General features: G+C 67.8%; 22 protein-coding genes. 15 read left to right on the forward strand and 7 right to left on the reverse strand.

Going from position 1 to position 22,594, the window contains the following annotated elements:
* The 9 genes from RJ03_RS12625 to RJ03_RS12665 form a co-directional block, all read left to right on the forward strand.
* Nucleotides 1-1,154: SMP-30/gluconolactonase/LRE family protein (locus tag RJ03_RS12625; RefSeq protein WP_036501496.1), on the forward strand; the 1,154-nt coding region annotated here is incomplete at its 5' end.
* A gap of 5 nt (nucleotides 1,155-1,159) precedes the next feature.
* Nucleotides 1,160-2,008: an SDR family NAD(P)-dependent oxidoreductase gene (locus tag RJ03_RS12630; RefSeq protein ID WP_036501521.1), complete on the forward strand. Its 849-nt coding sequence runs from the start codon at nucleotides 1,160-1,162 to the stop codon at nucleotides 2,006-2,008.
* 19 nt (nucleotides 2,009-2,027) lie between these two features.
* Nucleotides 2,028-3,404 (forward strand): aromatic ring-hydroxylating oxygenase subunit alpha, encoded by a 1,377-nt coding sequence (locus tag RJ03_RS12635; RefSeq protein WP_036501498.1) that lies wholly within the window; start codon nucleotides 2,028-2,030, stop codon nucleotides 3,402-3,404.
* A gap of 31 nt (nucleotides 3,405-3,435) precedes the next feature.
* A complete protein-coding gene (locus tag RJ03_RS12640; RefSeq protein WP_036501522.1) occupies nucleotides 3,436-5,262 on the forward strand; it encodes a flavin-containing monooxygenase in 1,827 nt (608 codons plus the stop codon).
* A gap of 32 nt (nucleotides 5,263-5,294) precedes the next feature.
* Entirely contained in the window at nucleotides 5,295-6,212 is a 918-nt protein-coding gene (locus tag RJ03_RS12645; RefSeq protein ID WP_036501500.1) for an SDR family NAD(P)-dependent oxidoreductase, read from the forward strand.
* Nucleotides 6,209-7,909, forward strand: coding sequence for a thiamine pyrophosphate-binding protein (locus tag RJ03_RS12650; RefSeq protein WP_036501502.1), 1,701 nt, complete (start codon nucleotides 6,209-6,211; stop codon nucleotides 7,907-7,909). The genes RJ03_RS12645 and RJ03_RS12650 overlap by 4 nt, the downstream gene beginning before the upstream one ends.
* Before the next feature lie 56 nt (nucleotides 7,910-7,965).
* Nucleotides 7,966-9,399 (forward strand): aldehyde dehydrogenase family protein, encoded by a 1,434-nt coding sequence (locus RJ03_RS12655; protein ID WP_036501504.1) that lies wholly within the window; start codon nucleotides 7,966-7,968, stop codon nucleotides 9,397-9,399.
* Complete coding sequence (locus RJ03_RS12660; RefSeq protein ID WP_036501506.1) at nucleotides 9,396-10,214, forward strand: TauD/TfdA dioxygenase family protein; 819 nt, start codon at nucleotides 9,396-9,398, stop codon at nucleotides 10,212-10,214. Before RJ03_RS12655 ends, RJ03_RS12660 begins: the two co-directional genes overlap by 4 nt.
* Nucleotides 10,211-10,954: an SDR family NAD(P)-dependent oxidoreductase gene (locus RJ03_RS12665; protein ID WP_036501508.1), complete on the forward strand. Its 744-nt coding sequence runs from the start codon at nucleotides 10,211-10,213 to the stop codon at nucleotides 10,952-10,954. The genes RJ03_RS12660 and RJ03_RS12665 overlap by 4 nt, the downstream gene beginning before the upstream one ends.
* Nucleotides 10,955-10,967: 13 nt before the next feature.
* Here the strand turns inward: RJ03_RS12665 and RJ03_RS12670 are convergent, their stop codons facing one another.
* Complete coding sequence (locus tag RJ03_RS12670; protein ID WP_036501523.1) at nucleotides 10,968-11,549, reverse strand: carboxymuconolactone decarboxylase family protein; 582 nt, start codon at nucleotides 11,547-11,549, stop codon at nucleotides 10,968-10,970.
* Between the two features lie 231 nt (nucleotides 11,550-11,780).
* Here RJ03_RS12670 and RJ03_RS12675 point away from each other — a divergent pair, with 231 nt between their 5' ends.
* Together RJ03_RS12675 and RJ03_RS12680 are read left to right on the forward strand one after the other, a co-directional pair.
* On the forward strand, nucleotides 11,781-12,536 hold the full coding sequence (locus tag RJ03_RS12675) for a class I SAM-dependent methyltransferase (RefSeq protein ID WP_157163406.1): 756 nt from the start codon (nucleotides 11,781-11,783) through the stop codon (nucleotides 12,534-12,536).
* A 147-nt stretch (nucleotides 12,537-12,683) separates the two neighbouring features.
* Nucleotides 12,684-13,199 (forward strand): DUF4822 domain-containing protein, encoded by a 516-nt coding sequence (locus RJ03_RS12680; protein ID WP_036501510.1) that lies wholly within the window; start codon nucleotides 12,684-12,686, stop codon nucleotides 13,197-13,199.
* Nucleotides 13,200-13,216: 17 nt separating this feature from the next.
* Here the strand turns inward: RJ03_RS12680 and RJ03_RS12685 are convergent, their stop codons facing one another.
* The gene (locus tag RJ03_RS12685) at nucleotides 13,217-13,888 is read right to left on the reverse strand and encodes a PAS and ANTAR domain-containing protein (protein ID WP_036501512.1); all 672 of its coding nucleotides are present in this window, start codon (nucleotides 13,886-13,888) and stop codon (nucleotides 13,217-13,219) included.
* A gap of 379 nt (nucleotides 13,889-14,267) precedes the next feature.
* Here RJ03_RS12685 and RJ03_RS12690 point away from each other — a divergent pair, with 379 nt between their 5' ends.
* Nucleotides 14,268-15,104, forward strand: a complete 837-nt coding sequence (locus tag RJ03_RS12690; protein WP_051024619.1) for an RNA polymerase sigma factor SigF — start codon at nucleotides 14,268-14,270, stop codon at nucleotides 15,102-15,104.
* A 15-nt stretch (nucleotides 15,105-15,119) separates the two neighbouring features.
* On the opposite strand, the gene RJ03_RS12695 is transcribed toward RJ03_RS12690, so the two are convergent.
* Both RJ03_RS12695 and RJ03_RS12700 read right to left on the reverse strand, forming a co-directional pair.
* A complete protein-coding gene (locus RJ03_RS12695; RefSeq protein WP_036501514.1) occupies nucleotides 15,120-15,524 on the reverse strand; it encodes a DoxX family protein in 405 nt (134 codons plus the stop codon).
* 222 nt (nucleotides 15,525-15,746) lie between these two features.
* The gene (locus RJ03_RS12700; protein WP_036501516.1) at nucleotides 15,747-16,790 is read right to left on the reverse strand and encodes an alpha/beta fold hydrolase; all 1,044 of its coding nucleotides are present in this window, start codon (nucleotides 16,788-16,790) and stop codon (nucleotides 15,747-15,749) included.
* Nucleotides 16,791-16,952: 162 nt separating this feature from the next.
* On the opposite strand from RJ03_RS12700, the gene RJ03_RS35925 reads away from it, so the two are divergent.
* Complete coding sequence (locus RJ03_RS35925) at nucleotides 16,953-17,528, forward strand: class I SAM-dependent methyltransferase (protein ID WP_245552265.1); 576 nt, start codon at nucleotides 16,953-16,955, stop codon at nucleotides 17,526-17,528.
* A 770-nt stretch (nucleotides 17,529-18,298) separates the two neighbouring features.
* Here the strand turns inward: RJ03_RS35925 and RJ03_RS38085 are convergent.
* Genes RJ03_RS38085 through RJ03_RS12715 form a run of 3 tightly spaced genes read right to left on the reverse strand, consistent with a single transcriptional unit; the run spans nucleotide 18,299 to nucleotide 21,541 of the window.
* Entirely contained in the window at nucleotides 18,299-18,523 is a 225-nt protein-coding gene (locus RJ03_RS38085) for a hypothetical protein (protein WP_051024621.1), read from the reverse strand.
* Entirely contained in the window at nucleotides 18,520-19,524 is a 1,005-nt protein-coding gene (locus RJ03_RS12710; protein WP_063820371.1) for an alpha/beta hydrolase fold domain-containing protein, read from the reverse strand. The genes RJ03_RS38085 and RJ03_RS12710 overlap by 4 nt, the downstream gene beginning before the upstream one ends.
* Nucleotides 19,517-21,541, reverse strand: a complete 2,025-nt coding sequence (locus tag RJ03_RS12715; RefSeq protein WP_036501519.1) for a CocE/NonD family hydrolase — start codon at nucleotides 21,539-21,541, stop codon at nucleotides 19,517-19,519. Before RJ03_RS12715 ends, RJ03_RS12710 begins: the two co-directional genes overlap by 8 nt.
* Before the next feature lie 309 nt (nucleotides 21,542-21,850).
* Between RJ03_RS12715 and RJ03_RS38355 the strand changes: the two genes are divergently transcribed.
* Together RJ03_RS38355 and RJ03_RS38360 are read left to right on the forward strand one after the other, a co-directional pair.
* Nucleotides 21,851-22,156: a calcium:cation antiporter family protein gene (locus tag RJ03_RS38355; protein WP_063820372.1), complete on the forward strand. Its 306-nt coding sequence runs from the start codon at nucleotides 21,851-21,853 to the stop codon at nucleotides 22,154-22,156.
* Nucleotides 22,157-22,164: 8 nt separating this feature from the next.
* Nucleotides 22,165-22,594: calcium:cation antiporter family protein (locus tag RJ03_RS38360; RefSeq protein ID WP_506330148.1), on the forward strand; the 430-nt coding region annotated here is incomplete at its 3' end.

The following is a 22,594-nucleotide window of genomic DNA, read 5'->3' on the forward strand; positions in this document are numbered from 1 at the left end:
CCCGGGTTCTGCTGGACGGCCTGCCGATGCCGAACGCGCTCGAGGTCGGGCCCGACGGCAAGCTCTACTATCCGCTGCTGGGCAGCAACGAGATCTGGCGCATCGACCCTGACGGCGGTGAACCCGAGCGGGTCGCGGCCGACCTGGGCGGACCGGATGCGGTCAAATTCGACGCCGCCGGCCGCATCGTCTCCACCCAGGTCGCGACCGGTGAGGTGGTGCGCATCGATCCGCGCAGCGGCGAGCGAACCGTGCTCGCCACCGTCGGCCCCGGCCTGGACAACCTGACCTTCGTCGGGGAGCGGCTGTTCGTCTCCAGCTTCACCGGCAAGATCACCGAAATCCTCGCCGGCGGGGCCACCCGCACCGCCCTCGCCGATGGACTGACCTGGCCGCTGGATCTGACCGTCGGCCCCGACGGCACCCTCTACATCGCCGACGGCACCTTCCTGCTCGCCGTCCCGCCCGGCGGCGAATTGCACACCGCCGGAATGCTGTTCAGCCCGGGTTATCCCGGCTACATCCGTGGCCTCACCGCGACGGGCGACGGCGACCTCATCGTCACCGGCAACGGATCGGTCTCGCGCTATCGCCCGGCCGCCGCCGAGAGCGAGGTGCTCGTCGACGGGCTGGACCAGCTCTACGGTGTGGCGGTCGCCCCCGACGGCACCGTCGCGGTCGCCGACCGGGGCACCGGCACGGTGCACGCCGTGCGCGACGGGCGCACCGAACTGCTGGCGAGCGGCCTGCACGATCCGATGGGCGTGGCGTTCACCGCGGGCGGCACCTGCCTGGTCGCCGAAGCGGGCGCGGGCCGGGTGGTGGCGATCGACGGCTCGAAGGCCGATACGGTGGCCGACGGGCTCGGATGCCCGCACGGGCTGGCCGTCCACGACGGCGTGGCGTACATCGTCGACGTCGGGGCCAAAGAACTGATCGGCCTGGATCCGAAAAACGAAGCGCGCCAGGTGATCGCGCGGCATCTGCCGGTGGGTGCCCCGCCCGGTGTGACACCCAGACCGTTGAAGGGCCTGCTGCCGTTCTCCGGACCCCAGGGACCGTTCAGCGGCATCGCCGCCGGACTCGACGGCACGCTCTACCTCTCCGGCGACGCCGAGGGCAGCGTCCTCGCGATCCGGCGCGACGGCCGGTGAGCGCGGTGACGGTCAACGACTTCTTCGGACTCGACGGCCGCGTCGTCATCGTCTCCGGCGCCAGCGGCGGCGGCATCGGCACGGCGGTCACCCGGCGCATCGCCGAGGCGGGCGCCTCCGTGATCGCGGTGGGCCGCTCCCGCGACAAACTCGACGCCGATATCGCACCGCTTGTGGCACAGGGACTTCCGATCGTCCCGGTGGCCGCCGACGCCGCCACCGACGAGGGCATCGCGACGGTGCTCGATCATGCGCGCGCGGCCGGCGGCGACCTGTACGGGCTGGTCAATATCGCCGGCGGCGCCGCACCCGCGACCTGGATGCCCGCGACCCGGGTCACCCGCGCGGATTGGCGGGCGCTGCTGGAATGGAATCTGGAGACGATGTTCTTCTTCAGCCAGGCGGTCGCCGCCGAACTGAAAGCACGGCACCTGCCAGGATCGATCGTGTCGCTGTCGTCGATCAGCGGAATGAACGCCGCCCCCTTCCACATCGCCTACGGGACCGCGAAAGCCGCACTGGTGGCCGCGACCCGCACCCTGGCCGCCGAACTCGCCCTCGACGGGATCCGGGTCAACGCGGTCGCCCCGGGCGTCACCGCGACCCCCGCCTCGGGCACCTACGTGGGCGCCGACCCCGAGCGCGATCGCCGCGCCATCGCCATGGGCCGCCGAGCCCGGCCGGAGGAACAGGCCGGCCCGATCCTGTTCCTGCTGTCCGACCTGTCGAGCTACGTCACCGGGCAGACCCTGCTGGTCGACGGCGGGCTGAACCTCAAATGGACCCATCTGGGCGCGGACAACACCTCGCTGTTCCTCGAGGACGACGGGTTCCGCGCCGCCATCACACGCTGAGACGCCGTCAGGAGAAGTCATGACCGAAACTGCCGACAGCATCACCGAAATGACTGCGGCGCAACCCTTGTCGACACCGATGACCATCGGCGTCGACGCCTACATCAGTCCCGAATACGCCCGCGCCGAGGGGGACAAGCTGTGGGCGAAGGTGTGGCAGCAGGTGTGCCGTGTCGAGGAGCTGCCCCGCGTCGGCGATTTCCTCACCTACGACATCCTCGACGACTCGATCATCGTCGTGCGCACGGCGCCGGATACGGTGCGCGCCTACCACAACGTGTGCGCGCATCGCGGCCGCCGTCTGGTCGACACCCCGCCCGGCGCCCACGACGCACGCGGGCAGCGCAAACAGTTCGTCTGCGGATTCCACGGCTGGCGCTACGACCTCGAAGGCCGCAACACGTTCGTGCCCGAACGCGGCGACTGGACGTGTGGGCTGACCGAACGCAACGACGGTCTGCCGCCCGTGCGAATCGATACCTGGGGTGGCTGGGTGTGGATCAATCTCGATTCCGGCTGCGAACCGCTGCGCGACTATCTGGAACCGGCTGCCTCCCTGCTGGATCCGTTCCACCTGGAGAACATGCGGTACCGCTGGCGGCGCTGGCTGACCTTCGACTGCAACTGGAAGGTCGCCTTCGAGGCGTTCATGGAGACCTATCACGTCCCCTACACCCATCCGGAATTCATGAATTTCGGCAATTTCCTCGGCTGGGGCCGCGCCCAGGGCAGGCACAGCAATATCGGTTACGACGCCCCGAAGGGGATGGAGGAGAACCAGGGCAAACTGCGGATCGGCGCCGGTCCCGACGCCCGGATCTCGACCGCGCAGTTGCAGAATTTCACCTGGGAGAACGCCAACACCAACACCACCGCGACGATGGTGGAGATCGCGAATCGGCTCGCCGACGACCTTCCCGCCGACACTCCCCCCGATCAGGTGATGCGCTACTGGCTAGACACCTGCCGCAAGGAAGACGCCGAACGCGGCGTGGTGTGGCCGACCGTGGATCCGGACATCGTCGCGAAAAGCGGTACCGCCTGGCAGATCTTCCCCAATTTCCAGATCGGGCACGCGCTGAACAACATGCTGTGCTACCGATTCCGGCCCTACGGATACGACCCGGACAAGTGCATCTTCGAGGCCGCCGTCTTCGAATTGTTCCCGCCCAATGCGGAACCGGAGACCGAATGGATCTACACCCCGGTCGGCGACCCGGGCTGGCGGACCGTGCTGCCGCAGGACTTCGACAATATGGCCGCCGTCCAGCAGGGCATGAAATCGCGCGGCTTCTCCGGCCCGAAACCCAACCCGTACCGCGAGCGCACCATCGTCAATCTGCACCACAATCTCGCGAAATACCTGGGCACCGGTGCGCCGACCGACCTGGAATGACCCGAATACCCACTCCCACAAGGATTTTCCGATGAAACCCTGCGCCCCTACCCGGACCCCCGAGGTCGACAGAGAGGCCCTGCGGCAGAAATATCTGGCCGAGCGCGACAAGCGGCTACGCCCGGAGGGACAGCAGCAGTATCTCGAGGCGGCCGGCGAATTCGCGAACTTCTACGAGGCCGACCCGCACCTGCCGGTGGTCCCGCGCGCACCGATCGACGCCGATATCGAGGTCGTCATCCTGGGCGGGGGTTTCGCCGGGCTCATCACCGCCCACCGGCTGCAGCAGGCCGGCGTCACCGACTTCCGGATCGTGGAGCTGGGCGGCGATTTCGGCGGTGTCTGGTACTGGAACCGGTATCCGGGCATCCAGGTCGACTCCGATGCCTACTGCTATCTGCCGCTGCTCGAGGAAACCGGATTCATTCCGAAGGAGAAGTTCTCCCACGGCGACGAATGCTACGAGCACGCCCAGCGCATCGGTAAACATTTCGGACTCTACGACAAGGCGATCTTCCACACGCTGGTGCGCGCACTGGAATGGGACGAGCAGATCGCCCGCTGGCGAATCGCCACCAACCGCGGCGACGAGATCCGCGCCCGCTTCCTGATCATGTGCCAGGGGCCCTACAACCGGCCGAAACTGCCCGGCATTCCCGGGATCACCGAATTCGAGGGACATACCTTCCACACCGCGCGCTGGGACTACGACTACACCGGCGGCGACCTGCACGGCGGCCTGGATCGTCTCGGCGACAGGAAGATCGCGGTCATCGGCACCGGTGCCAGCGGAGTGCAGGTGATTCCGCATCTGGCGCGCGGCGCGAAACATGTGACGGTCTTCCAGCGCACGCCGTCCTATATCTTCGAGCGCGACAATCACCCGACCGATCCGGAATGGGTGGCCTCGCTGCAGCCGGGGTGGCGCACCGAACGGCAGCGCAATTTCCACAACGCCGCCTTCGCCTTCTACTCCCCCGGCGAACCGGATCTGATCTGCGACGGCTGGACCGAGGTCGCCCGCAATCTGGCCGCGAAATTGAATGAAACCGACGGCTGGGCCGCGCTGGCCGATCCGGCGACTTTCCTCGAGCTCAAGGAAATCGAGGACTATCGCGCCATGGAGCGATTGCGCCGGCGCGTGGAGGAGATCGTCGAGGATCCCGAGACCGCGGAGAAGTTGAAGCCGTACTACCGCAACATGTGCAAGCGGCCGGTGTTCAACGACGACTACCTGCCGACGTTCAACCGGCCCGATGTGACGCTGGTCGACGTCTCCGACACCAAGGGCGTCGAGCGGATCACGCGCACGGGCGTCGTCGCGCACGGCGTCGAATACGAGGTCGACTGCATCGTCTTCGCCAGCGGTTTCGAGATCACCACCGCACTGGATCGCCAGTTCGACATCGCACCCTTCGCGGGACGCGGCGGGAAATCGCTGTACGAGCACTGGGGCAAGGGTTTTCGCACGCTGCACGGGATCATGGCGCACGGATTCCCGAACCATTTCGCGACCGGCTTCATCCAGGGCGGGGTCACCGCGGCCACCACCCTGATGTACGAGCAGCAGGCCGATCACATCGCCTACATCATCGCGCAGGCGCAGTCGCGCGGCGCGACCCGCGTGGAGCCGACGGCGGCGGCCGAGGAGGCGTGGGTGCGGACGATCCGGGCCAACACCGTCGACAACAGCACCTTCGTCACGGAATGCACCCCCGGCTACTACAACAGCGAGGGCGAGCCGAACGGCCGCTCGTTCCTCGGCGACCCGTTCTGGGGTGGTTTCTACGTGCTCGAGGACCTGCTGCGGGCCTGGCGCGACGCCGGCGATCTGGACGGCCTGACGCTGAGCACCTAGGCCCGGAACACGATGCGCGAGAGGATATCCCGTTGTCCGAACTGAGATTCGACGATCGCGTCGCGGTGGTCACCGGCGCCGGGCGCGGTCTGGGCCGGGCCTATGCCCTGCTGCTGGCCGAGCGCGGGGCGCGCGTGGTGGTCAACGATCCCGGCGGCAGTATGCGCGGTGAGGACCCCGACGCCGGAGTCGCCGCCGAGGTGGTCGCCGAAATCGCCGCCGCGGGCGGCACGGCGGTGGCGTGCCCCGCGTCGGTCGCCACCCCGGAGGGCGGGCGGGCGATCGTGGACACGGCGCTCGACCGGTTCGGACGCCTCGACATCCTGATCCACAACGCCGGCACCGTGCGCTACGGATCGCTGACCGAACTGAGTTACGAGGATTTCGAGGCCGTGCTGGATGTGCATCTGCGCGGCGCCTTCCACACCGTACGCGCGGCCTTCCCGGTCATGAGCGCGGCCGGCTACGGCCGGGTGGTGCTGACCTCCTCGATCGGCGGTATCTACGGCAATCGGTCGGTCGCCAATTACGCGGTGTCGAAGGCGGGCATGATCGGGCTGTCGAATGTGGTGGCCCTCGAGGGCGCCGAGGCAGGGGTGCGCTGCAACATCATCGTGCCCTCGGCGCTGACCCGGATGGCCGACGGCATCGACACCTCCGCCTATCCGGATATGCGCCCGGAACTGGTGGCCCCGGCGGTGGCGTACCTGTCTCACGAATCCTGTTCTCTCACCGGCGAATTGCTGGTCGCGATCGCGGGCCGGGTGGCGCGCGCCTATATCGCCGAGACGCCGGGGGTGTATCAACCGTCCTGGACAGTCGACGAGGTCGCCGCGCGCATCGACGACATCCGCAACACCGACAACTCGTGGATCCTGCCGCCGCTGAGCGCGCACGCCGAGCACATCGGCCGCAGCTTCGCGATGGCGACCGAAGGGAAACAGCAGTGAAGGTTTACGAACGGATTCTCGAACTCTTCGAGGCCGAGGGTATCGACACCATCTTCGGCATTCCGGACCCCAATTTCGTCCACCTGTTCCACCGCGCCGAGGAGCGCGGCTGGAAGGTGGTGGCGCCGCATCACGAGGAGTCGGCCGGAATGATGGCCGAGGGCGTGTCGCGGATGACCGGGAAGGCTGCGGTGTGCATCGGCACCCTGGGTCCCGGTATCGCGAATCTGTCCGGTGCCATCATGTGCGCGAAGGTGGAGAATTCGCCGATCATCTTCCTGGGCGGGCAGCGGGCCCGGATCACCGAGCAGCGGGTGCGGCGCGGCCGGATCCAGTTCGTGCAGCAGGCCGGTCTGGTCGAGAATTCCGTGAAGTACAGCGCCAGTATCGAATACGCGGATCAGACCGACGAGATCATCCGCGAGGGCCTGCGCAGGGCGCTGTCGGGCACGCCTGGACCGGTGTACATCGAATATCCCTCGCACGTCATCGAGGAAGAGCTCGATCTGCCGCCGGCACTGCCGCCGCAGCGGTACCGCCTCGTCGGCCAGACCGCGGGCGCCGATCGCATCGCCGAGGCGGCCGAGTACATCCGGGCCGCGCGGCAGCCGATCCTGCTGATCGGGCACGGCGTGCACACCGCGCGGGCGGCGGAATCGGTACGGCAACTGGCCGATCTCATGGCCGCCCCGGTGATCCAGACCTCCGGCGGCACCTCCTACATTCCCGGCCTCGAGGATCGCACCTTTCCCTACGGTTTCTCCCCGTCGGCGGTGGAGGCGGTGGTGCGGTCGGACCTGTGCCTGGCCATCGGCACCGAACTCGGCGAGCCCGTGCACTACGGCCGCGGGCGGCACTGGCTCGCGGGTGAGGCGGAGCGGAAATGGATTCTGGTGGAACAGGATCCGGCCGCCATCGGGGTGAACCGTCCCATCGACGTACCGCTGGTCGGCGATCTGCGGGCAGTGGTCCCCCAGCTGGTCGAGGCGCTGCGCGATACTCCGCGCACGCCGTCACCGGAGCTGGCGGGCTGGATCGACCGTGATGCCGCCCGGCTGGCCGACCTGGCCGAATCGGCGCCCAGCGGGATGAGCCCGGTCCATCCCGCGCGCCTGATCGTGGAGGCGACGAAAGCCTTTCCCACCGACGGCATCATGGCCCGGGACGGCGGCGCCACCACGATTTTCGGCTGGACGTACTCGCAGGCGAAACCGCACGACGTGATGTGGAACCAGAACTTCGGACATCTGGGCACCGGGCTGCCCTACGCCATCGGCGCCTCGGTGGCCGACGGCGGCACCCGGCCGGTCATGCTGATCACCGGCGATTCCTCGTTCCAGTTCCAGATCGCCGAACTCGAAACGGCCGCGCGCCTGAATCTGCCGCTGGTCTGTGTGGTCGGCGTCGACTACGCGTGGGGTCTCGAGGTCGGCGTGTACAAACGCACCTTCGGGCCGGGCTCGCTCGAGACGGGTGTGCACTGGAGTACCGGTGTCCGTCTGGACAAGGTGGCCGAGGGTTTCGGGTGCCACGGCGAATACGTCGAACGCGACGAGGACATCGCACCGGCGATCAAACGCGCCTATGCCAGCGGTAAACCGGGGGTCGTGCACGTCGCCGTCGATCCGAAGGCCAATTCGGAGGAGATGCCCAGCTACGACGAATTCCGCACCTGGTACGCGGAAGGAATGCAGTAACCCGTGCGCGACAAACTCTGCCCCACAGCGCATCCGGAGAGAAGGACAGGCGGCTCATGCGTGACTATCTGACGTTCTACATCGGCGGGCAGTGGGTCGAACCCGCATCCGCGCAGACCATCGAGGTGATCAACCCGGCGACCGAGCAGGTCTGCGGCAGGGTCGCCGCCGGATCGGCCGAGGATGTGGACCGGGCCGTGGCCGCGGCGCGGACCGCGTTCGAGACCTGGTCGGTGACCACGGTCGCCGATCGGCTGGCGGTGTTGCGGGCCGTCGCGGCCGAATATCAGCGCCGCCGTGACGATCTGGCGGCGGCGCTCACCGAGGAGATGGGCGCACCGGCCGCGCTCGCGGGCGGCTTCCAGGTCGATCTGGGCGCCGGTCATCTCGACACCGCGATCGCCGCACTCGCCGACTACCGCTTCGAGCAGCGCCACGGTGCCTCGCTGGTGGTCAAGGAACCGATCGGTGTGTGCGGACTGATCACACCGTGGAACTGGCCGCTGAATCAGATTGCGGTCAAGGTATTTCCGGCTCTGGCCACCGGGTGCACCGTCGTCTTGAAGCCGTCGGAGCAGTCGCCGTTCAACGGGCAGATCTTCGCCGAGATCCTCGACACGGCCCGCGTACCGGCCGGGGTGTTCAACCTGGTTCAGGGCGACGGGCCGGGCGTGGGGGTGCCACTGTCGGGCCACCCCGATATCGACATGATCTCGTTCACCGGTTCCACCCGGGCCGGTATCGATATCGCTCGCAATGCCGCTCCCACGGTCAAGCGGGTCACCCAGGAGCTCGGCGGCAAGAGCCCGAACATCGTGCTCGACGACGCCGATTTCGCCGCCAACGTCGCCAAGGGTGTGCTGACGATGATGAACAATTCCGGCCAGACCTGCAGCGCGGGATCACGCATGCTGGTGCCGGCGGCCCGCATGAACGAGGCGAAGGACGCCGCCCGCGCGGCCGCCGCCACCGTGACCGTCGGCGATCCGACCGGTGAGGTCGCGATGGGCCCGGTGGTGTCGGGCGCCCAGTTCGACAAGATCCAGGCGCTGATCCGCAAAGGCATCGACGAGGGCGCCACCCTGGTCACCGGCGGCACCGGTCGCCCGGAGGGGCTGGATACCGGGTTCTATGTGAAGCCGACGGTTTTCGCCGATGTCGGCAACGATATGACGATCGCCCGCGAGGAGATCTTCGGGCCGGTCCTCACCATCCTCGGCTACGACTCGCTCGATCACGCGATCGAGATCGCCAACGACACCGACTACGGGCTGGCCGGCTTCGTCGCGGGCGCCGACCTCGAGCAGGCCCGCGCGGTCGCCCGCCGCATTCGCGCGGGTTCGGTGGCGATCAACGACGGCTTCGACTTCACCTGCCCGTTCGGCGGCTACCGCAAGAGCGGCAACGGACGCGAATGGGGCGCATACGGATTCGAGGAGTACCTCGAGACGAAGGCGATTCTCGGCTACGCACCGGAGGAGGGGGCGTGAAAACCACGAAACTCAGCGAAACGGTCGGTGTGCGGGTCGACGATGTCGACCTCGACCGTCTCCGCAGCGACGACGACCTGCCGGGGGAATGCCTGGCCGCGCTCGAGGAACACGGTGTGCTGCTGTTCCCGCGGTTGCACGCCGACGACGAGACGCAGGCCGCGTTCTGCCGCAAACTCGGTGAGCTGGTGCAGTTTCCGCTGTACCCGAATCCGGACGTGATGGAGATCAGTTTCGACCCGGACAACCCCAACGTGGAGTATTTCGCCAGCAACGACTACTGGCATCTGGACGGTTTCATGGACGAGGTGCCGGCCAAGGCGTCCATCATGAGCGCCCACGTGGTGACCGAGACGGGCGGTGAAACCGCGTTCGCCAGCACCTACGTCGCCTACGACGAACTGTCCGAGGAGGAGAAGCGGCGGTTCGAGGGCCTGCGGGTGTGGCACAGCTTCGAGGCCATTCAACGGCTGACATATGCCGATCCGACGCCGGAACAGCTCGACGAGTGGGCGCGCCGCGGCGGACGGGAACATCCGCTCGTGTGGACGCACGAATCCGGCCGTCGCTCATTGGTTTTCGGTGCGTCGGCCGATCACGTGGTGGGCATGGACCCGGACGAGGGCCGGGCGCTGCTGGACGATCTGCTGGCGCGGGCGACCGCCCCGGACCGGGTGCTGTCCCATCGGTGGACGGTGGGCGACATGGTGATCTGGGACAACACCGGTCTGGTGCATCGGGCCTGTCCGTTCGATCGGTCGCAGCCGCGGCGTATGCACCGGTCCACCCTGGTCGGGCAGGAGTCGATCAAATGAGCGGCCGCACAGCGATCGTGACGGGTGGCGCGTCCGGGATCGGTGGCGCGATCGCGCGACGCCTGGCCGCCGACGGCTCGCCGGTGGCGGTGTTCGACCTGGACGGCGCGGCGGCCGATCGCGCGGCGCGGGAGATCGGCGAATCCGGCGGTAAGGCGATCGGGGTGGCGGTGGACGTGTCCGACCGCGGCGCCATCGATGCCGGTGTGCGGCGAGTGCGCGACGAGTTGGGCCGGCCGGCGATTCTGGTCAACAGTGCCGGCATCACCACGTCCGGGCCGTTTCTCGACATCACCGCGCAGCAGTGGGCGCAGGTATTGGCGGTCAATCTCACCGGCACGTTCGACTGCTGCCAGGCTGTGCTGCCCGATATGGTCGAGCAGGGCTGGGGGCGGATCGTGAACATCTCCTCGTCGAGTGTTCACAGTGGCGCGGCGGGGATGGCCGCATACGTGTCCTCGAAGTCCGGGGTGCTGGGGTTGACGAAGGTGCTCGCGCTGGAGTTCGCGCGAAAAGGCGTCACGGTCAACACGATTCCGCCGGGCTTCATCGATACGCCCATGATGCGAGCGACCGCCGACCGGGGTTTCATCGATGTGGACAAGCAGATCGACGCTACTCCCGTCGGGCGGATCGGGTTGCCGGAGGATATCGCCGCCGCCTGCGCGTTCCTGGTGAGCGAGGAGGCCGGCTACATCACCGGGCAGGTGATCGGCGTGAACGGCGGCCGCAACACCTGAGGCGGGTTCGCGATTACCGATGCCGCGGCAGATAAGGCTTCAGGTCGTCGTCGGGCTCCACCCCGAAGGATCGCAGGGCCATGGCCAACATATCGTAGGTGCCGACGGTGAAAACGATATCCATGAGTTGATTCTGCTCGAATTCGGCGGCGAGAATCTTCCAGGTCCGGGCGCCGACCGCACCGTCGGACAGCAATTCGTCGGTCGCGATCAGCAACGCTCTGTCCGCAGCTTCCCATTCGTCATCCGGCACCGGCGCCGCGACTCGTTCTATTTCCGCCTTCGACATTCCGGATATTTCGGCGAGAATGGCGTGCTGGGCCCATTCGTAATCACACTGCCGGACCGCGGCGACGCGCAGTATGAGCAGTTCGCGCTGCCGGTCGCCGAGTGTGGATCCGTACAGCAGATGGCCGTTGAAGCTCAGGAATGCCTTGGCCAGCGCGGGATATCGTGCGAGTGTGCCGAGCAGATTGGCACCGGCGGGGTGTGTGTCGGACGGGGTGTCACCGAGCACGGAGGAGCGAAATTCCCCGATGAAGCCGACCAGATCCGGCGACCACTCCGACTTTTCCGCAGGCGTTATTCGAGCCACGACCGACTCCTTCCGGCCGATGCGCAAACCGACCCGGCCATGAATTTCCGGACCGCGTCTCGCCGCCCGAATCCGCATTTCCGGTGGATACCGGATTCGGAAATGCTATCAAAACGACCATTGTTTCGCGATGGTCTTCCGCGCGCGATGTCCCGCCGTCACGGTCTACACTTCGGTACCGAATTCCGCCGCCCGCCGCGGCGGCCGTCCCGATCGCAGCTGGGAGCGAATGTGCTGGGAGACGAACCCATCTCGGTCGCGTACGCGGCCAACGCCGAGTTCTGGATTCGCATCGTGCGCGACGACCTCGACCCGTATCGCAGCGGCCTCACCGACCCGGCACTGCTCGCACTCATCGGTGACTGCACGGGCCTGCACATCCTGGACGCCGGATGCGGTGAGGGCTATCTGACCCGCGAATTGCTTACGCGCGGCGCGGGTTTCGTCGACGGCGTCGACACCTGCGCCGAATTCGTCGCCGCCGCCGCGAGCCACCCTGCACATGATCCGGCCCGCGCACGGTTCCGGCAGGCCGACGTGGCCCAGCTGCCGTTGCCCGACGACAGCGTCGACCTGGTCGTGGCCAACCGCCTGCCGCACGGGCTGTCCGATCCCGGGCGGCGATTCGTCGAATTCGCCCGCGTCGTGCGCACCGGCGGGCGATTGGTGATGGTGACGATGCATCCCTGCTTCTACGTCGCGCGCGGCGAACGCAGCAGCGCCGGAACGGGTTTCACGGTCGACGACTATTTCGCGGGGCGCACGGTGCGGCAGCGCTTCGAGGTCGCGGGGACGCGCTCCCCCGCCGCCTCCGTACAAGCGTTGTATTCACTGGAAGCGACGATCGGGATGCTCACCACCGCCGGATTCGCGATCACCGCCGTGCGCGAACCCCGGCCCACCGACTGGCAGCGCTACGAAAACCCTTGGTGGGACGAACATTTCACCCGGCCGCTGTTCCTGGCGCTGGAAGGCGTCCTGCTATAGACAGGACCAATGCCACACATCGAATACAAGTATTGGACGCTATAACTCCTGTTGGTGCAGGCTGATTGCAGTGGCCACCACGTCGTCCCCTGAACCGTGGGGCCTGCCGACCTCGAAGCGGCCGCACACCACCGAGAGGAATGCCCCTTGTACAAACTCGCTCCCGCACTAGCGACATTCGCGGCCGCCGGATTGCTCGCCGCCTGCAGCGGTCAGGACGACACCGGCGCGAATCCGCCCGCCCCGGTGACCTCTTCGGCCTCGGCATCGGCGACCGCCGGATCGCCCGCGGCGGTGCTGGCCTCGACCCCATGGGAGACCACTGCGGCACGGGATGCCCAGGGGCGCCCGGTCGCACGGACCGACGCCACTGTCGCGAACTACGTCGGTTTCGCCTACTTCGATCCCGACGGCACCTTCACCATGTACAACCTCGACGACACCCCGAAGATGCACGGCGACTGGTCGGTCTCCCCCGACGGCCGCACCCGCACCATCGTCGCGAAAAACGCTGCGGGACAGGAGCAATTCCGCCGCGTCGTGGATTTCGTCACACCCGACGGCACGACCTTCACCTATCGCGTCCACCCCGACGCCGCCGACCGGTCCACCTACTACGACATCGTCCACACCCCGACGACGCACCCGAAACCGGCCGCCTAGACCGACGCGGCCACGCGCTACTCCTCGTCCGTGCCCGGATGGCGCAGCGTCAGCAGGAGATGATCGAGACGCGTCCGCGTGGACGCGGGCACCGGGGGCATGGTATCCAGAGCGCCGACGAGCTGCGCGGCCAATTCCTGCAGCTTGACGTTGGTTTCCTGGGAGCGCCACGCCAGCACCCGGAACGCCTGTTCCGCCGAGATCCGGTAGACGAACATCAGGATCCCCTTGGCCTGTTCGATCGCCGCCCGGCGTTCGATCACGGCGGGCAGCTCCTCCTCGAAAAGTTCCCGGCGCTGCCGGTCCACCGAGTCGGTGAGATCGACGTAGTAGCCCTGCGTACCGATCACCTCGCCCGCCGCGTCGAGCATCGGCTCCGATACCACCAGCACATCGCGGACCGTGCCGCCGGTGTCGACGATGCGGTGCCGGCTCGAGAACGGTGCGTGGTCTTCGACCGAGGTGACGATGGTGGCCTCGACCCGATCGCGGTCGTCGGGATGTTTGTGCTCGAGCAGCAGCTCGGTGGTCGGCTCGATCTGACCCGGTGCGTAACCGTGCATCCTGGCGACCTCGTCCGACCACTCCCATCGCCCCTCGGCGAACCAGAATCGGAACCGGCCGACGCCCTGCGGGTCACCGGCGCCCACCACCCGTTCGACGCCGTCATCATCCCCGCTGGCGACCATGATCGCAGCCTACTCCCCAGCCTCGGCGTCCCCCTCACCTGCGCCGATGTCGTGCCGAGGGCGGGCGGTGACGCCACGATGCGCGGCGGCATCCGTTCCGTGGCCCAACCGATACCGGATCCTGTCCGGTTCTCGACCGACGGAACCGGACGGTCCGTAGGATCGGTCCGGTACGCGAACGGCGCGCATTCGCCCGCCTTCCAGCGTGCGATTGTGCACCAGGTAGATGGGTTGCGCGCCAACCAGTTTCGAAACTCCGGCGCAGGCCGAGGCGAACGGTAGACGAATGCGAACATCCGTACGCAGGCGCACCGATGAGCTTGCGTGATCGAGGTGCTCGCTCCATGTCGTCGCATACGACGGAAACGGAGTGGCCCGAATGACACACCCCGCACGAACCCACCGGACCGGAGGCGCCCGGTCACGTAGCGACAGCTACGACAACATCGAACCGTGGTTCGACAAACTCGCCGACCTCGACGCCACCGACCCGCACCGGCGGGCACTGCGCGAGCACATCATCGAATTGTGCCTGCCGCTGGCCGAACACATCGCACGCCGCTACCTCAACCGCGGCGAGGCCTACGACGACCTGCTGCAGACCGCCCGCATGGGACTGGTTCTCGCCGTCGACCGCTTCGATCCGGGCCGTGGCGCGCCGTTCCTCGGGTTCGCCGTCCCCACCATCATGGGTGAGGTGCGCAAACATTTCCGCGACCACACCTGGGCGGCCCGCGTACCCCGCCGCTACAAGGAACTGCGCCACCGGATCGTGAAAGCCGGCGATCCGCTCACCCAGCGCCTGGGCCGTGCGCCCAACGCCCGGGAACTGGCCGCCGAGCTCGACGTCGACATCATCGACATCACCCAGGCACTCGTCGCCGCCAACGTCTACCAGTGCGATTCCCTCGACGCCGCCCGGACCGAGCGCGACGACACACCGTCCACGGCGGCCGCCGCGCTGGGCGTCGACGAACCCTGCTACGAACTGCTCGAGCAGGCCGCCGCGGTCCGGCCGCTCATCGCCGGCCTGCCGCAACGCGACCGCGACATCCTCGTTCTGCGATTCTTCGAATCGAAAACGCAATCGGAGATCGCCGAGCACTTCGGGGTGTCCCAGATGCACGTGTCGCGACTGCTGACCCGCATTCTGGACACGCTGCGTGACGGGGTGTGGAGCACACCGGAGGAGTCGGTCGCGCAGATGCAGCCGTAGCCGCGGTGGCGGCGGTCAACCGCCCCGCTTCTCCGAGGCGACGAACAGCAGCCCGCCGATCATCGCCATGTTCTTGTGGAACTGCACCTGCTGCGGCTTCCGCGCGACGGGGTCGTCGATCGCCCAGAACGCATGTCCCGCAATAGTTGTCGGCACCATCGAGGCGACCAGAGCCAGGGCCGACAGGCGGGGCAGTCTGCCCAGTGCCAGCAACACGCCGCCGGCCACCTGGACGCCCGCGTTGACCTGCACCAGCAGCTTGTCGTCCTCGGGCAGCGGCACGACCGAGCGCACCGCGGCGAGGGTCGGCGCCGCCGCCTCCGGCCGAGGGCCGGGCTCGCGCAACGCGTCCGCGCCGAGTACCGCGTAGGTGGAGCCCATCAGCACGCGCGCCGCCGCACGCATGGGATCGAAGCGCATATCAACTCCATTCCGGAGACGAGGCGGGACCGAGGATCAGGTTCTGGATGACCACTTCCGGTGCGGCGGAGAAATCGTTGATCACCCACGGCGTGATGGCCGTGAACAATGGATAGCCGACCGTCTCGAGTCTCCTTCCCGACTGTCGTTCGGTGCCGTCCGATCGGCCGGCACTGTCGGGCTACCCGGTGTCGCCGCGATGAATCCGGGCGCGCGGCGGGATCAGGAGGTGCGGTCGGGGCGATCGGCTCGGATGGCCGCCGAGGCGGCGGCGCGGGAGCGGACACCGAGCTTGGTGCGCGCGTTCGCGACGTGCCGGTGCACGGTATGGGGACTCAAGGTCAGCCGCTCGCCGATCTGCGCGTCGGTCAGCCCCTCGGCCACCAGGCGCAGAATCTCGCGCTCGCGATCGGTCACCGCTTCGGGGCCCGGCGGCAACGGCTGGGCTCGCACCGGATATCCCAGCCCGCGCAGGATCGCGTCGGCGACGGCGGTCGCGTCGCCGCGCCACGGGAAATGGTCCTCGCCGTACAGTTCGACGAAGGTCGCGCGCCGCACGCGGCGGGCGACGTCGACACCGAGGGCGAACGGCACCGCGCGATCGTCCTTGCGGTGCAGCACGGTGGTCGGGACGGTCACGGCCGCCAGGTACTCGGTGGCGTCGAGTTCGTAGGTGGCGGACAGTGATTGCGCGGCCTGCTCGGCCGTCGCGGACAGCCGCTGGAAGCGGGCGAACCGTTCGCGTTCGGCGCTGTCGGCGCCGGGGACGAACACATCGGCCAGCAATCGGGAGCCCAGGCCCCAGTGCGCGGAAATCGCATCCACCAGCGCGCGGCGCGCTCCCTCCGGTGCGATGTCCGCGCCGCGGGCGAACGATCCGTAGAGGACGAGCCGATGGACCCGGCGGGGCAGCCGGGCCGCGAGTCCGGCGGCAACCGCCGAGCCCGACGACGCGCCCAGCACCGCGACGCGCTCGAACCCCAGCGCGTCGACGATGTCCGCGGTCACCGCGATCTCGCCGTCCGGATCGACCGGCGCCGCGGTCGCGGACATGCCGCGCCCGGGCTGGTCGTATCGGATGACGGTGAACCGCGTCGCGAGCCGGGACATGAAGGCCCGGAACAGCGGATCCTTCCAGTTGAGGACCAGGTGGCTGCACCACCAGCCGCCGATCAGCAGTGCGGGACCGCTGCCGACCACCGAACAGGCGACCTCGCCGCCGGCGGTCCGCACCCGGTGGATCACCTGCTCCTCGGCGCGCACCATGCTGCCACCTCTCGCGCGGCGGCCGTCGCGGCCGGCGCATCATCCGGCATCGATTATGGCCCGAACGGGCCATGACGCGAAGGGCCGCCGCCCGCCACACTCGTTCACATGACCACCGCAACTCTCGGCCAACGCTTCTTCGCCAGCTGGTATCCGGGCTTCATGTCCCGCGTCGAACGTGCCGGACAGGCCGATCTGCGCCGGGCCCAGCTCTCCCACGCCTCCGGTCGCACCCTCGAAATCGGGGCCGGCGACGGACTGTCCGTCTCGCATTACCCGGACGGCCTGGACGAACTCGTCCTGCTCGAACCGAATCCGGCACTGCGCGCCCGATTGACGGCACGCGCCGACAGCCTCACCGGGCCCGTCACCGTCGTGGACGGCGACGCGCACCGGCTGGATTTCCCGGCGGCCAGTTTCGACACCGTCACCGCGTCGCTGGTGTTCTGCTCGGTGCGCGACCCGGCCCGGGCGCTGCGCGAGGTGCATCGCGTGCTGCGGCCCGGCGGCCGGTTCCTGTTCCACGAACACGTCCGCGGCACCGGCCTGCGCGCCGGCGTCCAGGATGTGCTGACACCGCTGCAACGACGCCTCGCGGACGGCTGCCACGCCAATCGCGACTTCGAAAGCCTGCTCGCGGCAGCGGATTTCGCTATCGAGGACATCGCGCACACCCGGATGCCGACGATGATGCCGACCATCGTGCCCCTCGTCGTCGGCACCGCGCGCCGACGGTGAGCGCTGCGCCTGGTTCGCCTCGTCGTCCACGTCGTCGAATTCGAAACGCAAGGCGTCGACGCAGCGTTCGTATTTGGCGACCAGATCCGCTTCGCTGTCGGCGCCGATGAAGATGTCCGCCAGTTCGTAGCTGTAGCTGTCCTGCGCGGGCATCTTCGACAGCCGGATTCCTTCGGCGGGAACCACTTCGATGGTGACGCCGGGAATGTCGTCCTGGATCCGCTCGATCTCCGCGGCCGTGGGAACTCCGGTCACGATCCCGTCGGAGAAACGGCGGTAGTAGCATTTGGCGGCGATGTCGTAGCGGCCCTGTCCCTTCGGCAATCGCGGATCGAGGCCGAGGCCCAGACGCACCATGCAGTGGTGATTGGGCACACCGTCCACGGCGTAGAACATGTCTGCGTGTGACTGCGAATGGCGGGCGTTGATCTCGAGCACCGACACCCGTCCGGTTTCCGGCTCACAGAAGAATTCGATGCTGAACGTCGAATTGTCCAGGCCCATCTGCGTGATCACGCGCTCGGAGATATCGGTCATCCGCGCCACGATCTCGGGCGGCAACTGGGACGGATATTGATGCCGGAGGAAACACGGCGTATCCGGGTAGTCGATCGAATCCAGGGCGCCGTTCACGGTGACCTGGCCGCGATAGACATATCCCTCGGTCGCCGCCTGTACGCCGCTCCAATATTTGTGCTCACACTTGACCACCGCCTCGAGATCGGCACTGGGCAATCCGAACCGCTCACACAACATCGGCACCAGGGCGGTCACGGGGAAATCCCAGTAGCCGACAACAGCCGCGACATCCCGTCGAAGCCCTTCAGTGTGTCCTCCGCTCTGTGCAGCAGGTCCTCGATCGGAATCTCACCCTCCTGGGTTTCCTCGATTCCGAGCAACGGGTGGAATCGGTATCGCTGCGCATCCGGAATCAGTTCGAGGGTGCGCAGATTTCCGTCGTCGAGACCGATCACGAAGATGTCGGCAGTACTCACAAGCTTCCTCTTTTCGAAACATCCCCCGTCGGCGCGTACATCGATTCCCCGGTATCCGTCCGAGGCGCCGGGCGTTGTACGAGCCGCACCAGCTGGCGCATCGCGTGGCGGGCCTCGGGCACATCCGAGAGATGCCACGCGTGGAACATCCCCGGATATTCGAAGTACCCGAGGTCGACACCCTCACGCACGCACCGAGCCCGGAAACGGCGGGCATCGGCCAGCAGGATGTCGCGGTTGCCGATGAACAGGCTGAGCCGCCCGGGGGTCGCGGCGGGCGCGTTCAGCGGACTGATCATCGGATCGCGCCGGTCGAGCTCGCCCGCGTACAGGCGACCGGCCTCGGCCAGTCCCGCGACGCCGAGATAGGGATCGCACGGATCGAGAGCCCGGGCCATGGGGTCGGTCATGGTGACATCGAGCCACGGGGAGATCATCACGACCTCCTTGGGCGTCACCGCGTCCGTCGCGCCGAGCTCGCGCGCCAGCACCAGCGCCAGCGCGGCACCGGCGGAATCACCCATGAACACCTTGTTCTCCGAGGCGGTGTGCGCGAAGACCTCGTCGTGTACGGCGCGCACCATCGCCACCGTGTCGTCACCGTGGTGCGCGGGGGCCAGCGGGTAGAGCGGCACGGTGACCGTGCACCCGGTCCGGTCGACCAGGCGGGCCAGAAATTTCCAGTGGTCGTGCTGGATCTGGTGGACGTAGGCGCCGCCGTGCAGGTAGAGCACATGGCGGGAGGTGCCGCCCTCGAGCGGCCGAATGGTGTACACGGGCCGGCCCCGCATGTTCCGGCGCGTCACCCAGTAGTGGGTGTGCAATTCGGCCGGCGGGCGGTCCCGGTCGGGCCGCTGGCTCTTGCGGATACTCTCCCGCAGCGCTTGCGGGTCGGCAAAGGTCTTGTCCGCGTGCGTCATTCGCATGCCGGCGATCAGCATGCGGCTGCGCAGGCTCGGTTTCGCGTGATTCACCGGTCCTACCGGTTCCAGGTCACACATGGTCACGGGGAATCACCCTCTTCCAGTTCCGCGAGAACATTCGCTGTTCGCCCTCGAATCCGTCGAGTTCGGCATGGACGTAGAAGTCGGTCGGAGTACAGGTGACGCGGGTCCGGGTCTCGGTGCGGGCCCGCCAGTCGCCGCGCGCGAAACTCATCGACCACGACGTTTCCGCTGTGGCGGAACAGAATTCGTCCGCCTTCCAGCTGTAGCGTTCGTGGACGCGGCGGTCGACGTCGAGATCGTGCTCGTCGAAGCGGATCAGGCCGGCGTCCTTGACGATGTCGAGGGCGGATCGGTAGTCGATCAGATCGCGCGAGACCGTCCACTTCTGCTCCCCCGGCCTGATCCGGGTGGTACGCATCGGCTCGGCGCCTTCGGGTTCCTCGAACGGCCGCACCGCGACATCGTCGGATTCGGCGATCGGCCGGATCGGCAGCGTCAGGGCGCTGCCCTCGGTGTACACGGTGACGAGGGCGGGTTCCGGCGGCGGCCACGCCAGCGGCCAGTACGACGTCGACAGCGACAACCGGATCCGGTGACCTGCCGGAAAGGCCTGGGCCACGGCATTGAGCTGCACGGTGACGCGGTAGCGCCGCCCCGGTTCCAGCGGTTCCGGTTCGTCGTGCCCGTCGCGGTGGGTCAGATTGAGCATGCCGTAGGTCACCCGGGTCGCGCGGCCGTCCGGGGCGACGTCGGACAGTCTGGCCGCGATCATCGCCACCGGCTTGTCGGCCGACACCTCCAGCGTCACGGTCGGCGCGCCCAGGATCTCGCAGCGTTCGGTCAGCTCGTCGGTGTCGAACACCAGCGAGCCGCCGTCCTCTTCGCGCTGGTCGTAGGGCGGATCCGGGGGCGCGCTGTAGGACGCCCACTTCACGGCGAACTGCCCCACCGACAGCGGCGACTCGACCGCGAGAGCCGCCGGGGACACCGGCTCGTCCGGGCGCGTGATCCGATGACGGGCCAGCGGGTGCGCCACGGCCCTTACGTGCGGCGAGGGCCACGCGGGCTCACCGACCCAGCGGCCGGGCCGCTGCTCGTACGACGTGGACGGCGGGACACTCTCCTGCATCCACGTCCGCAGCATCGGGCCGGCCATCACATCGTTGTCGATATCGCGGAGCCAGTGGTCCCACCAGCGCACCACCTCCTGCAGGTAGCCGATCGCGGGGCCGGGCTCGCCGAGATGGGGGTATTTGTGCGACCACGGGCCGATCAGGCCCTTGCGCGGAACTTCCAGATTCTCGAGCAGCCGAGTGACGGCGTTCGAATAGCCGTCGGCCCAGCCGCTGGAGGCGAGCACCGGAATCTGGACGTCGGCGTAGTTCTCGCAGACCGACGCGCGTCGCCAATAGTCGTCGCGGCGCTGGTGCTCGAGCCAATTCGCGGCCCAGAGGCTGCAGTTCTCCAGCCGCTCCAGCCACATCTCCCGCCATCGGTCGCCGACCAGCGCGGGATCGGGCGGCAGCGTGCTGTAGGCGAACATCGTCGCGGATTCGGCGATGTTGTCCGACAGCAGGGCGCCGCCCATGTAGTGCATGTCGTCGGCATAGCGATCGTCGGTGAACGAGGAGATCACGATCGCCTCGAGGCCCGCGGGTTTGCGGGCGGCCACCTGCAGCGCGTTGAAACCGCCCCAGGAGATGCCCATCATGCCGAGCCGTCCGTTGCACCACGGTTGCGCTGCCATCCAGGCGAGCACCGCTTCGGCGTCGAGGTGCTCCTGTTCGAGGTACTCGTCGGCGAGCACTCCCTCCGACTCGCCGGTGCCGCGCACGTCGACCCGGACACAGCCGTAGCCGTGGCCGGCGAGATACGGGTGGTGAATCGAATCCCGCACCGCGCTCAGGTCCCGCTTGCGATACGGGATGTATTCGAGGATGCCGGGCACCGGGGCGTCGTCGGAGGCGATCGGCCGCCATATCTTGGCGGCCAGCCGCACCCCGTCCGGCATCGGGATCCACACCTGTTCGTCCACGGTGATCTGCTGCGGCATGGACGTCACCGTCCGCATCAGTCCTCCTCGGTTCATATCTCGGTGGCCGGTTCCCGAAGCGGCGTCTCACCGCCGGCCGCCACCGCCCCCGTCGATTACGCACTTCCGGCGGCTACCCGCTCGCGGCCGCACTACACCGGCAGCGCACCCGTTTCTGCGTTTAGCTCGAAACAACCTCTCGTACAGCACTTTTCGATACGCAGGAGCACGCTCGCGGGCGCTTCGCGCCGACGGTGTGAGCTGAGCTACAGCACTCGCCGAGCCGTGGCCAGTGGGGCGGATGAGCACAGTTTGAATCCTGCGCGGCCCGGCTATGACTGCGCCATCATGAGCTCACTGTCTTCCCCGTTGCTCCTGCTGATCTTCCTGGCCTGCGCCGCGGCCATCTGGATGGCCGGTGTGAAACTCTCCGACGCCACCGACGTGTTGTCGCAGCGCTGGCAGCTCGGCGAGGCGCTCGGCGGGGTCCTGCTGCTGGCGATCGCCACCAATCTGCCCGAAATCGCGATCACCTGCCGTGGCACGAGGCCGGCGACGCGCCCGGCGGCCAGGATCAACCGGCCGGGCACTCCACGGCCACGAAAGCCGATCACGCCACCCGCCGGGGGATCGGCACCGGCCGGACGGCGCTGATCTTCGCCGTGGCCGCCGTGGTCACCCTGGTGGCGGGGGTGTACATCGAGCGCAGCGGTGAGGAACTGTTCGGCCGCTGGGGGATGTCGGGAGTGGTGTTCGGCGCGACGGTGCTGGCCGCCGCGACCTCACTGCCGGAACTGTCGACCGGACTGACCTCCACACGAATGGGCGATTACAAACTCGCCGTCAGCGACATCTTCGGCGGAAACGCGTTCCTGCCCGTCCTGTTCCTGCTCGCGACGCTGCTCTCGGGCTCGTCGGTGCTGCCTCGAGCCCACAACACCGACATCTACCTGACCGCCCTCGGCGGCGTACTCACCCTCGTCTACATGGCCGGGCTGGTGTTTCGCCCGCGTCGCCAATGGTTGCGGATGGGCCCGGATTCGCTGACCGTGCTGATCGTGCACATCATCGGCCTCGTAGGCCTCGCGCTCA

Origin of the sequence: Nocardia aobensis NBRC 100429, from assembly GCF_000308375.1 — a bacterium.
GTDB classification, from domain to species: Bacteria; Actinomycetota; Actinomycetes; order Mycobacteriales; family Mycobacteriaceae; genus Nocardia; species Nocardia aobensis.

Excerpts from the sequence above, each read along its gene's own strand:
- RJ03_RS12635 (WP_036501498.1), top strand. The coding sequence starts at position 2,028 with ATGACCGAAACTGCCGACAGCATCACCGAAATGACTGCGGCGCAACCC.
- RJ03_RS12640 (WP_036501522.1), top strand. The coding sequence starts at position 3,436 with ATGAAACCCTGCGCCCCTACCCGGACCCCCGAGGTCGACAGAGAGGCC.
- RJ03_RS12655 (WP_036501504.1), top strand. The coding sequence starts at position 7,966 with ATGCGTGACTATCTGACGTTCTACATCGGCGGGCAGTGGGTCGAACCC.
- RJ03_RS12665 (WP_036501508.1), top strand. The coding sequence starts at position 10,211 with ATGAGCGGCCGCACAGCGATCGTGACGGGTGGCGCGTCCGGGATCGGT.
- RJ03_RS12685 (WP_036501512.1), bottom strand. The coding sequence starts at position 13,888 with ATGGTCGCCAGCGGGGATGATGACGGCGTCGAACGGGTGGTGGGCGCC.
- RJ03_RS12690 (WP_051024619.1), top strand. The coding sequence starts at position 14,268 with ATGACACACCCCGCACGAACCCACCGGACCGGAGGCGCCCGGTCACGT.
- RJ03_RS12695 (WP_036501514.1), bottom strand. The coding sequence starts at position 15,524 with ATGCGCTTCGATCCCATGCGTGCGGCGGCGCGCGTGCTGATGGGCTCC.
- RJ03_RS12700 (WP_036501516.1), bottom strand. The coding sequence starts at position 16,790 with ATGGTGCGCGCCGAGGAGCAGGTGATCCACCGGGTGCGGACCGCCGGC.
- RJ03_RS35925 (WP_245552265.1), top strand. The coding sequence starts at position 16,953 with ATGTCCCGCGTCGAACGTGCCGGACAGGCCGATCTGCGCCGGGCCCAG.
- RJ03_RS12710 (WP_063820371.1), bottom strand. The coding sequence starts at position 19,524 with ATGTGTGACCTGGAACCGGTAGGACCGGTGAATCACGCGAAACCGAGC.
- RJ03_RS12715 (WP_036501519.1), bottom strand. The coding sequence starts at position 21,541 with ATGCGGACGGTGACGTCCATGCCGCAGCAGATCACCGTGGACGAACAG.
- RJ03_RS38355 (WP_063820372.1), top strand. The coding sequence starts at position 21,851 with ATGAGCTCACTGTCTTCCCCGTTGCTCCTGCTGATCTTCCTGGCCTGC.